Below are 10,862 nucleotides of genomic sequence, written 5' to 3'. Positions count from 1 at the left end.
GCCTGCGAAGAGGCATCTTCCGGCCGAGCGACGAATCAGCAGCGGCAATGTCAGTCATAGGGCGTCCCCACCGGACCGGCGCATCCTACGACGAGCCCGGGACTGAAGTCCATGCCGACAAGGGCCGATGCGGACGGAATCGGCAAGGTCACCCGAAAGAATTCGTCCCGCACGAAATCCAAGCGCGCACGCCGGCTTCACCCGGAGCCTCCGGCAGGTGGCGCGCTCAGCAAGGCGCTCCGGCTCCAGCGTGACGCATATCTAGCTTGACATGTAAGAACGCTGCCGCTAGCTTCGTAGTTGTCTCAATTTTAACCGCAGTATGTCGTCCCGAGTTTCGGGCACAATCTCAGGAGAGACCAGCATGGTGAAGCGCCCCCTGTCGCCTGAAGACGAGATCATGGCCCTGCAGAAGCTCATTGGAGCGGACCTGCCGGAGAACTGTGAAATCACTCTCGAAATTCGCGACCTCGATGCCAAGCTCAATGATGCGGGCACGTGGATGCGCGGCGCGGAGGCGATCGGCTCGCCGAGCGCCAGGGTCACGATTCAGAGGTCGGGCAACCAGGTCTTCAAGAAGCTGGACCAGCTCGTGGACCTCAGGCTCATGTACTGGTAGACGCGTCCTTCCAGCCCCTTTCGCATAATCGTACATCCTCCGATCGACGCTTGACGAGACCCGCCGTGCGCTGGGGCGTCAGCGGCCGAGTTCCAGCCACACCGAGTGGGAGACTCCAGCAATATGAGCGCTTCGCTCATGGGCAAGGTCGCCGCGATCACCGGCGTCCAGGGGCTCGGGAAGCACGCCGCCGTGCGGTTCGCACGTGCCGGCGCGCAGGTAGTGATCGGTGACATCGATGAGACCGCCGCGGAGGAGGCGGTACAGCTCGTCACCGACGCCGGGGGACAAGCCATCTTCGTGCGCACCGACGTATCGTCCGAGGCCGATGTCGCCGCCATGATGGCCGCGGCGACCCGACACTACGGCCGCCTCGATACGCTGGTGACCGCCGCCGCCGTCCTCTTGGGCCCATCGCTGCCTGTCGAGCGTTTCACGATCTCGCTCTGGGAGCGGGTGCTCTCCGTGAACTTGACGGGCACATTCCTGTGCATCAAGCACGCTGCCCCCCTCATGCAGCGAAGCGGGGGCGGTGTCATCCTGTGCCTGGCCTCGGACGCAGGTGTTCGCGGTCCTGGCTCATCGGTGGCCTACGCGGCGAGCAAGGGCGGCGTTCACGGCCTCGCCATGGCGGTCGCGCCGCAGGTCGCGCCGTGGAACATCAGGATCCACGTGGTATTGCCGGGAGTCATGGCGACGCCCATGCGACTGTCCATCGCGGCCGACCGCGCAGTGATTCGCGGGGAGTCACCGGAAGAGGCCGTCCAGAGGGAGAAGGCCGCGCCGGTGCCGAGCCCAACCGCCGCAGCGGCTATGCTGGTGGACCTGGCCACGGGGCGCTCGTCCGCTCGCCCGCTGCTCGTGTCGATTGATGACTGGCTGCGCGCGGGCGGCGTGGTCGACGAGTGACGCTCGATCTATCTCGACGGTCCGTCCAGACGATCGGCGAACCATCGGTGCTGCTCGTGCATTGACAAGAACGGCTGCTCCGCGATGGAGACGCCGAACAGCGCGTCTCGCTTCAGCTTCGTCACGAACGCGTTGAAGTACCCCTCGAAGGTCGAGCAGAGCACGTTCTTCTTCACGCAATCCTCGACGCGCCACTCGTTGCGCGCAGCGACCGCGTCGACGATCTCGCGCAGTGAGGAGCTTGCGCGGCGGCTGCCGAGGACATGCTCGAACCTACCGACGCCGGGCTGGGCGACGAGCGAGCAGCGATGGACGTTCCCCCAGGCGTCGATCCCGATCTTGAATCGGTGCACGATGCACTCCGCGTCCTGGAGCGCAGCGCGGAAGGCGCTGTCCGTGGTCGATTCGGTCTCGACGGACGTCCCGACGTTGATGGTGGTCCTTCCAAACTCGCCCCTCTCGATGCGCCTCTTGAGCCGCTCAACGCCTTCGGCGATCGCCGCATCATCCCGCGGGGACGGCCCGTTGGCGCCCTCCCAGGCCGGTCGCACGTAGACGTCGTCGACCCCCAAGCTGTGACCGAGCTCGGCCATCCGCTCGATCTCGTCCCAGTTGTCACGCACGAGCACGAAGGAGCAGGTGATCCGGAGCCGAGCACCTTCTCGATCGCGCTCCTCCGCGAGCGCGCGGAGGCCATCACAGACCGTTCCGAACATGGTCGACGTCGGCAGCTGAGCGATGAGCCGATACGAGCGCTGGGTGGCGGCATTGAGGCTCACCCGGATCTGGTCGACGCTCGCGAGGATATCGGCACGAACCTGCGGCCGGTCCAGGTGAACGCCCATCGTGTTGAGCATGGTGATCATGCCACGCTGCTTGGCGCGGGCGAGCGGCCTCCAGATCCGCCGGTCGGTGGTGGGCTCGCCCCCGCCTGCTACGTAGAAGAGCACCGTGCCGTTGTCGGCGGCCTCATCGATGATCTCGAGCAGCATGGCCTCGTCGATCATCTGGGCGCGCCAGCTCTGCGCCTTGTAGTAGTCGGTCCCCTCGTTGTAGCAGAAGCTACAGTGAATCGGGCACGCCCCGCCGGCGTGAAACTCGATGAACAGCGGGAAGACGAGCTCGCCCTGGATGATCCGCTCCAGATGCGACGCCCGCGCCATGAGCTGCGCCGCGACGACGAAGAAGTCCCGGAGAATCGAGCCGTGCCACGACCGCTGGATCTCGCGATCCGATCGGATAACCTCGTACGCTGAGCAAAGCTCGGCTCGCGAGCACCCGGTCAAGCCACACAGCCGCTCCGAGCCGAGGAAGGGATTCCGCTGGAGCTCTGCCGCGACACGCTCGACCAGCTCGCGGCCAGGCGCGGGCAAGCCTTCTCGGGTCGTGCCATCTCGCGGCGTCATCGATTCACTGACCTGCATCATACCTCGCGCAGGCCCCGTCTCCCCCTCGCGGTCCCGTCCCGAGAAGACCTGTACGTTTCTCGCCGTCACAAAGCCTCCTCTTTTCGTTTTCGCTGCTCGCAAGTAGCGCCGCGGGCCACGTTGCGCTCCCATGGTCACGAGAGGACAGGCAGCCAGCTTACCGAGCTTCGTCAGCGGAAGATAGCGTTAAGTTCGGCTGCGCCACGGCATGTGCGCACCGGGCAAGGCCCGCTCCACTTCTCGGGGCTTGGCGGCGCTCAGAGCGGGCGCGCGACGGCGAGGCACGGCGGGGCGAAGAGTCGGGCGCGCAACGCACAAGGGTTCCGGTAAGATGCCGCCGACGTGCAGCCCGGTTGGCGATCCCCCATGCCCACGAGGCCCACCCGAGGCGCTCTCGACATGCTCACGAGACAGGACCGATGACGACCGATGACGACCTTCGCTGGGATCTGAGCGCCCTATACCGAGGGCTCGACGACGTGCAGATCGATGAGGATCTGCGCGCGCTGATCCACCTGGCAGAGGCGTTTGCCCGCCGCCACCGGGGCACGCTGGCGACGACCCTCGGGGCCGCCCTGCAAGCGCAAGAAGCGATGTCCTGCCTCGTCGAAAAGCTGACGGGCTACCTGTTCCTTCGTCGCGCCACCGACGCTGCGGATCTCAAGATACAGCAACGAATCGCGCAGATCGAGGAGGCGTGGAGCCGGGCCAGCGCCCAGCACCTCGGCTTCTTCGAGCACGAGCTCGTAGCGATCGACGAGCAGACCTACGCCGATCTCATCGACCGTGACGAGGTGGTGAGGAGGCACCGCCCGCTGCTCGATCACGCGCGGGGAAACCGCGCGCACCTGCTCGCCGAGCCCGTCGAACGGGCCTTGGCGTTGCGCCAGCCGTTCGGACCCGGCGAGTGGTCGGACCACATCGAGGAAGTCGAGACCACGCTGCGGTTCACGCTCGACGGCGAGTCCCTCGCTCTTCCGGGGATCTTGCATGTGCTCACGCATTACATCGACGGCGACACCCGGGCGCGTGCGCTGGCGCTGTTCAGCGAGGGGCTCACCGCGCAGGGCTTCGACCGGCTGATGGCGCGCGGGCTCAACGTCGTCATCGGCGCCAAGATCGTGGAGGACTCCGAGCGGGGTTACGCGTCGCCGATGTCGGCCCGCAACATCGACAACCGCGTCGATGACGCCACCGTCGAGGCCTTGCACGATGCGGTCGCCGCGCTCGGGATCCCGGCGTGCCGCCGCTACTACCGGCTGCTCGCCGCCCACCTCGGCGCGAGCCCGCTGCGCTGGTCAGATCGTAACGCCGCGTCGCCGATCACCGAACCCCGACAAGTCCCTTGGATCGAGTGCCTGGAGACCGTGCGGCTGGCCTACGGTTCGCTGAGCCCCACGCTCGCGGATCTGGTGGACACCATGCTCAAGCGTCGCTGGGTCGACGTGCCTCCGGCTCCGGGCAAGATCGGGGGCGCGTTCAACTGCACGATTCCCCTGCCGGACGGAGACGCCGGGAGCTATAGCCTCTTGAATTACCTCGGCTCGATGGACGACGTCATGACCGTGGCCCACGAGCTCGGGCACGGCGTGCACGGGATCCTTGCGGCCAGGGCCCAGGGCGCGCGCATGTTCCGGGCGCCGACGATCTACGCCGAGACGGCGTCGATCTTCGGTGAGATGGCGACCTTCCAGCACCTGCTCGACCGAGCGGACACGGACGCGCAGCGCCTTGCGCTCCTGATGCGCCAAAGCAACGCTTTCGTCAACACCGTGGTTCGCCAGATCTGCCTCTCGAGCTTCGAGCGGAAAATCCACCAGCTCCGCCAGCGAGGGAAGCTTACCGTCGATGAGATCAACGAATCGTGGATGCACAGCATCCGGGCCTTCTACGGAGAGGATGGCGACGTATTCACGTACGCGAACGTGGATAATCTGTGGTCGTACATCACCCATTTCCTGCGCCCGTTCTACGTGTATTCTTACGCCTTCGGCCAGCTCTTCTCGCAGGCGCTCTACGCCGCGCGGGATCGCCTGGGCGATGATTTCGAGGACATGTACCTCGAGCTCCTGCGTTCCGGCGGGACCAGGGACGCGGTGTCGCTGATGCGGCCCTTCGGGCTGGACCCCCGCGCCCCGAGCTTCTGGCGTGACGGCATCACCAGCAGCATCGACGCCTGGCTCGATGAAGCCGAGGCGATCTCCCGGCGGCTCGGGATCGAGGTGGTCTCTGCCGTCAAGCCACTCGTGCGCGCCCCCGCGCTCCACGCGCTGGGGTAGGCTTCTGATCCGGTTCACGACGAGGAGACGACACTGATGGCGCTAGGTTACCACGGCCGCCTTTACATCCTGGCGTTCGACCATCGCGGCTCATTCCAGAAGAAGCTATTCGGGATCTCGGACACGCCGAACGCCGAGGAGACGAGGCGCATCGCCGACGCGAAGCACCTTATCGTCGAGGGATTCCAGCAGGCCATCGCCGACGGCGCCCCCCGGGACGCCGCCGGCATCCTCGTGGACGAGCAGTTCGGCGCGGCTATCGCGCACGAGGTCAAGCTTGCCGGGCACCTGTTCGCCATGCTCGTGGAGAAGAACGGGCAGGACGAGTTCGATTTCGAGTACGGCAACGATTTCGGGGCCCACATCGAGGAATTCGACCCCTCGTTCGCCAAGGTCCTCGTGCGATGGAACCCCGGAGGTGACAGAGTCATGAACGCACGACAAGGCGAGCGCCTCGCCCGGCTATCAGAATGGATCCATCGGCGCGACCGCAAGTTCCTGTTCGAGCTGCTGGTCCCGGCCGAGCGCGCGCAGCTCGAGGAGCTTGGTGGCTCGGGCGACCGCTATGACACCGATCTGCGGCCGGCGCTCATGGTCCAGGCCATCGCCGAGATCCAGGCAGCCGGCGTCGAGCCGGACATCTGGAAGATCGAGGGCGTAAATTCGCGCGAGGAGTGCGCCTGCATCGCGGAGCAGACTCGCGCGGGTGGGCGTGATGACGTCGTCTGCGTCGTGCTCGGACGCGGCGCAGACGACGCCGCGGTCGACCGCTGGCTCCGGGCGGGCGCCGGCGTGCCGGGTTATGTTGGCTTCGCCATCGGACGCTCCATCTGGTGGGACGCGGTGAAGGGCAAGCTCGACGGCTCCATGACACGAGACGCCGCGGTCGCGCAGATCGCCCGGAGATACCTCCGATTCATCGACGTCTACGAGGAACAAGCCTCCTCCAAGGCAGCGCCAGCTGCCAGGGTCGATCGTGTACCCGACACCCGGAAGATTTTATGACCATGTCGATAACACCCCGGGTTGTGCTCGTCTCCATGCCTTGGACCTTTCCTTTCTCCCCATCGATTCAGATTGGATCTTTACAAGCAGCGTTGCTGAAGCAAGAAATCCAAGCGACGACGCGGTCGTACCACCTGGGCTTCCTGGGCCACTGCCTGCGCCAGATCACCACGCCCGTCGAGCTGCAGAGCCGGCTGCGCGACTATCTTCTCGTGCTGGGCCGCTCCTACGAGACCGGCGTAGGTGATTGGGTCTTCGCCCATCCGCCGTTCAGCTCCGCGGGCCGTGGCGATCTGGGTTTCCAGGACCAGCTCATCGAGAGCCTGCGCGTGGAGCGCGCGAAGGGCAACTCGCCGAACATGAGCTTCATCGGCTATTTCGAGCATGAACCGCACGAGGAGATCCGGCAAAAGCTCGCCTGGATCAAGGTCCGAGCCGGCGAGTTCCTCGAGGTGGCCGTGAACGACATCCTCCAGGCCGACCCGCACCTGGTCGGCTTCACGAACACGTTCAGCCAAACGATCGCCTCGGCGACGCTGTCGAAGATGCTGAAGGCCCGCGCCCCCGACATCAAGATCGTCTTCGGTGGCAGCAGCTGCGAGGGGGACATGGGCGTGGCGATGATGCGCGCCTACCCGTGGATCGATTTCGTGGTCCGGGGTGAGGGGGAGCATGTCATCGCCGACCTCGCGCGGGTCGCCGCGGGGGAAGCAGCGCTCCGGAGAAGCCCCGGCCTCTGCTACCGGCACGAGGGTGTCGTGCAGAGCGAGCCCGAAGGCGCCTCCTCGCTGCTGCCGATCGACGAGCTCCCGCTCCCGAACTACGACGAGTACTTCGCGCTGCGCAGCTCCCTCGCGGCGACGCTGCCGTCGTGGATCTCCGAGCAGATCTCCGCGATGCAGCCGGAGCTCCCTCTGCGCTCAGCGCGTGGGTGCTGGTGGGGAGCGAAGAACCAATGCACGTTCTGCGGCATCGGCGACGCAACGTACTCCAGCCGCTCATCGGAGCGGGTCGTCAAGGACGTCCAGACGCTGAGCGAACGCTACAAGGCCAGGCGGTTCCAGTTCACCGACTGGATCATCGATCATCGGTACCTCTCGACGGTCCTGCCTGAGTTCCAGCAGCTCGGATACGACCTGCAGCTATTCTGGGAGATAAAGGTCCTCACGAACAGCGCCGAGATCAAGCGCCTCGCGGACGCGGGCGTGACGAGCCTGCAGCCCGGGATCGAGTCACTGAGCACCAGCCTGTTGAAGCTCATGCAAAAGGGTACGACGGGGTTGCATAATATTCGCTTCTTGAAATGGGTCACCGAGTTCGGGATCGAGGTGGGGTGGAACATCTTGTATCGGTTTCCCGGCGAGGATCCGGCCTGGTACGATGACATGATCCGTGTGCTCCCTTCGTTGTGGCACCTGCCGCCCCCCTCCGGGCTGACGCCATTCTTGCTCGATCGCTTCAGCGTGTACCACCGGAACATCGAGAGATTCCCGGCCATCCAGAACGTCAGGCCCATGCCCTTCATGACGGAGCTATACGAGGCCAGCGAAGCGGACCTGATGGACATGTCTTATCGGTTCATGCACGACGTGGTCGATCAAGATCTGCAGTACACGGAGGCCCTGGTGCGGGAGAGCAAGAAGTGGCGAGAGGCCCACCGCGCTGGCGCTCGATTGACCTGCAAGGTCGGAGCAGGCTTTGTGGAGATCGAGGACCGCCGCTCCCCCCGGGAAAGGCCGCGGGTGACGCTGCTCGAGGGGCTCGAAGGCGAGGTCTACGAGCTCTGCGATGCCGGGCCAAAGCTGTCTTCGATCTTGCGGGCCACGCGAGAGAGGGCATCGGTCTCGGAGATCCAAGCGCTGCTGGATAGACTCTGCGATGCTCGGTTGATGTACACCGAAGACGAGCGCTACCTGAGCCTGGCGTTGCACACGCGTGCTCGGGCCACGCATCTATCGAATCGGAAGACATCGGACCTCGTCCGGATGTGAGCCTCGTGTGAGTCGGCGGCTGCGCGCTCGAGCGACATCCGGCGCGCGCTCGATCTCGGGGAGGCGCTGCGTACTACAACTCTAGCCCCGGCGACCGAGCGCCTCGGCGGTGGCAGTGGTTGCAGTGACCCGGCGGCGAACCTGGCCGTGCGAATGGTGCGTGAACGGGGCTCGGTGGCGGCGGGGCGGCTATCCGGGCCCATCGACGGAATCCTCAAGGATCCCAGCGGAGGAGAAGGGATTCGAACCCCTGGTAGCCTTTCGACTACGGCGGTTCTCAAAAAACGAGGGTGCGGGTGGGGGTGGCATGGGTTTGGTGAGTAGTTTCGATGGGTTCTGGGTGGCGAGGAACGTAACACCTCGCCCAACCGCACCTGGGCTCGGCCTCGATTCCATGGCTGGCAGCCGGCGTTCGACGACTGGACGCGGCGGCCCCTCACCAGCTGCGCGCCTAGCGCAAGCCCCAATCTGACCGCGGTCAACAATCGTCGCATGGCTTCCCCGGTCGGGAATCGCGCGGCGTAGTCCGCTTCCCCGACGTGCGCCGACAGCGCGCCCGCTCCTCAACACCGAGCTGATCAGGCATTCCCGTCCGCGCGACGAGCGCGGGCAGACGAATACCCTCCTCGCACCGATCGCTCAGCGCGGAGCCCCCCCGAAGCGCGCGACCTACCGCGGCTTCATGGTGCTGCCATCATCTCATGCGGCAGCGGGATTCGCTCCCTTTGCAGCGCGGCCATCACCGCCATACGCAGGTACGCCTTCGGCTCGAACCAGTACACTCAGCTCGGGTACAACGCGCACGAGCTGCGCCGCGTGGGCCGGCGCGTCGATGTCCGCGCTCGCGTACGAGTACACGTAGAGAGCGCCCTCCCTCGTGACGACCGGGGCGTCCAGGGTGTTCTGCCTCCCTCGGAACGGGACAAACCTGACCGCCGTGCTACACGGTCGAGGACAAACCGTTCATGCCGAAGCGAATCCGAAGAAACCACACGAGCGAGCAGAAGGCCGCGCTGCTGAAGCGCCACCACGTGGAGAAGGTGCCCGTTTCGAGCCTTTGCGACGAGACGAAGCTGCAGCCGAGCCTCTTCTACACCTGGCAGCGGCAGCTGTTCGAGAACGCGGCCGTCGTGTTCGATGGGCCGCCGAAGGACAAGCCCTCGGCACGCGAGCGTGAGCTCGAAGCGCGCGTCGCGCAGCTGGAGGCCAAGCTCTCGAAGAAGGACGCGGTGATCGCGGAGATCTCCGAGGAATACGTCAAGCTGAAAAAAGAACTTGGGGAGCCCTGACCGGCCGGTGGGTTCCCCACGACACGCGTGACGAGGTCGTCGACTTCGTCCGCGTGTGGGCCGACAAGACGAATATCATCGGGGAGAGCTTCATTCGCTGGCTCGGCGTCGCGCGCAGCAAGTTCTTCGACTGGAAGAAGCGCTACGGTAAGGCGAACGAGCACAATGCAGATGTGCCACGCGACTTCTGGATCGGGCCCGAGGAGCGGCAGAAGGTGCTCGACTTCCACGCAAAGAACCCGCTCGAGGGCTATCGCCGATTGACGTTCATGATGCTGGACCAGGACGTCGTCGCCGTCAGTCCTTCGACCACCTATCGGGTGCTGTCGGCGGCAGGCCGCCTCGACCGCTGGAAGCGGGGCGCGTCGAAGAAGGGCACCGGCTTCGTGCAGCCGCTCAGGCCGCACGAGCACTGGCACATCGATATCGCCTACCTGAACGTAGCTGGCACGTTCTATTACCTGTGCTCGCTGCTCGACGGCGCCAGCCGCGCGATCGTCCATTGGGAGATTCGCGAAGCGATGACCGAGTTGGATGTCGAGTGCATCGCACAGCGTGCGCGCGAGAAGTACCCTGACGAAAGGCCACGCATCATCTCGGACAACGGCCCGCAGTTCATCGCGAAGGACTTCAAGGAGTTCATCCGAATCGCGGGCATGACGCACGTGCGCATCTCGGTCAACTACCCCCAGTCGAATGGCAAGATCGAGCGCTGGCACAGGACGCTGAAGAGCGACGCGATTCGGGTGACGCCGCCGTCATCGCTCGCGGATGCCCGCCGCATCGTCGGGCGCTTCGTCGACCATTACAACGGCGTGCGCTTGCACAGCGCCATCGGGTACATCACACCGAACGACGCGCTCGCGGGCCGAGCCGATATCATCTGGGCCGCACGTGACACGAAGCTCGAGGCAGCTCGTGAGGCGCGGCGGCAGCGTCGCCTGGCAGCGAGGGCGGCTGCGCATCCGGAGCACCGAGCCCCCGCCAGAGGCTCCGTCTGCCCATCGCCCGCATAATCGCGGAGCCGCCGCGCGCAGCAAAGGGCAATCTCGCGCCCGGAGCCACCCGCAGCCGCGGCGAGATGCTCGGGGCTGCGCCGGGCAGCAACCGCGGCCGCCTGGAAGCCAAACCCGGCGAGGATGGCGAGGACGCGAGTTGCCCAACGCGAGCACGGTGGCACTCTCGGTGGCGCGTGGGCCTCGCGAATTCAGGCCGCTTGTGACTTGCCTTGGAGAGGTTTTACTTTACTATACCGGGACCGCGTCCTGTTCACGGGGAACCAGTACACGCGCAAGTTCGGCCGGATCTGGCGGGTCCGGTTCTCCGAGGCTTGGGGGGTCCCG

8 protein-coding genes are annotated in these 10,862 nt (G+C 65.6%); 7 read left to right on the top strand and 1 reads right to left on the bottom strand.

Annotation, left to right across the window (positions count from 1 at the left end; all coding sequences use genetic code 11):
• The first annotated feature begins 364 nt into the window (after positions 1–364).
• Positions 365–619 (top strand): hypothetical protein, encoded by a 255-nt coding sequence (locus POL67_RS16395; protein ID WP_271918297.1) that lies wholly within the window; start codon positions 365–367, stop codon positions 617–619.
• Positions 620–742: 123 nt separating this feature from the next.
• Positions 743–1,528 carry an SDR family NAD(P)-dependent oxidoreductase gene (locus POL67_RS16390; RefSeq protein WP_271918296.1) on the top strand — a complete coding sequence of 262 codons (786 nt, stop codon included), beginning with the start codon at positions 743–745 and terminating at the stop codon, positions 1,526–1,528.
• An 8-nt stretch (positions 1,529–1,536) separates the two neighbouring features.
• Here the strand turns inward: POL67_RS16390 and POL67_RS16385 are convergent, their stop codons facing one another.
• Positions 1,537–2,934 (bottom strand): radical SAM protein, encoded by a 1,398-nt coding sequence (locus POL67_RS16385; RefSeq protein WP_271918295.1) that lies wholly within the window; start codon positions 2,932–2,934, stop codon positions 1,537–1,539.
• Between the two features lie 440 nt (positions 2,935–3,374).
• On the opposite strand from POL67_RS16385, the gene POL67_RS16380 reads away from it, so the two are divergent.
• The 5 genes from POL67_RS16380 to POL67_RS16360 all read left to right on the top strand — a co-directional run bounded on the left by POL67_RS16380 (position 3,375) and on the right by POL67_RS16360 (position 10,535).
• Complete coding sequence (locus POL67_RS16380) at positions 3,375–5,234, top strand: M3 family metallopeptidase (RefSeq protein WP_271918294.1); 1,860 nt, start codon at positions 3,375–3,377, stop codon at positions 5,232–5,234.
• Between the two features lie 36 nt (positions 5,235–5,270).
• On the top strand, positions 5,271–6,239 hold the full coding sequence (locus tag POL67_RS16375; protein WP_271918293.1) for a 2-deoxy-5-keto-D-gluconate 6-phosphate aldolase domain-containing protein: 969 nt from the start codon (positions 5,271–5,273) through the stop codon (positions 6,237–6,239).
• Complete coding sequence (locus tag POL67_RS16370) at positions 6,236–8,230, top strand: RiPP maturation radical SAM C-methyltransferase (protein WP_308789534.1); 1,995 nt, start codon at positions 6,236–6,238, stop codon at positions 8,228–8,230. The genes POL67_RS16375 and POL67_RS16370 overlap by 4 nt, the downstream gene beginning before the upstream one ends.
• Before the next feature lie 965 nt (positions 8,231–9,195).
• Positions 9,196–9,519: a transposase gene (locus tag POL67_RS16365; protein WP_271917931.1), complete on the top strand. Its 324-nt coding sequence runs from the start codon at positions 9,196–9,198 to the stop codon at positions 9,517–9,519.
• Between the two features lie 53 nt (positions 9,520–9,572).
• Positions 9,573–10,535, top strand: a complete 963-nt coding sequence (locus POL67_RS16360) for a DDE-type integrase/transposase/recombinase (RefSeq protein ID WP_271917932.1) — start codon at positions 9,573–9,575, stop codon at positions 10,533–10,535.
• The last annotated feature ends 327 nt before the right edge of the window (positions 10,536–10,862 follow it).

Source organism: Polyangium mundeleinium, assembly GCF_028369105.1.
Lineage (GTDB): Bacteria > Myxococcota_A > Polyangia > Polyangiales > Polyangiaceae > Polyangium > Polyangium mundeleinium.
This window is presented reverse-complemented; position numbering and strand designations above follow the sequence as displayed.

What these genes read in the sequence shown, in the direction of transcription:
- POL67_RS16395 (WP_271918297.1), top strand. Translation starts at nt 365, where the DNA reads ATGGTGAAGCGCCCCCTGTCGCCTGAAGACGAGATCATGGCCCTGCAG.
- POL67_RS16390 (WP_271918296.1), top strand. Translation starts at nt 743, where the DNA reads ATGAGCGCTTCGCTCATGGGCAAGGTCGCCGCGATCACCGGCGTCCAG.
- POL67_RS16385 (WP_271918295.1), bottom strand. Translation starts at nt 2,934, where the DNA reads ATGACGCCGCGAGATGGCACGACCCGAGAAGGCTTGCCCGCGCCTGGC.
- POL67_RS16380 (WP_271918294.1), top strand. Translation starts at nt 3,375, where the DNA reads ATGACGACCGATGACGACCTTCGCTGGGATCTGAGCGCCCTATACCGA.
- POL67_RS16375 (WP_271918293.1), top strand. Translation starts at nt 5,271, where the DNA reads ATGGCGCTAGGTTACCACGGCCGCCTTTACATCCTGGCGTTCGACCAT.
- POL67_RS16370 (WP_308789534.1), top strand. Translation starts at nt 6,236, where the DNA reads ATGACCATGTCGATAACACCCCGGGTTGTGCTCGTCTCCATGCCTTGG.
- POL67_RS16365 (WP_271917931.1), top strand. Translation starts at nt 9,196, where the DNA reads ATGCCGAAGCGAATCCGAAGAAACCACACGAGCGAGCAGAAGGCCGCG.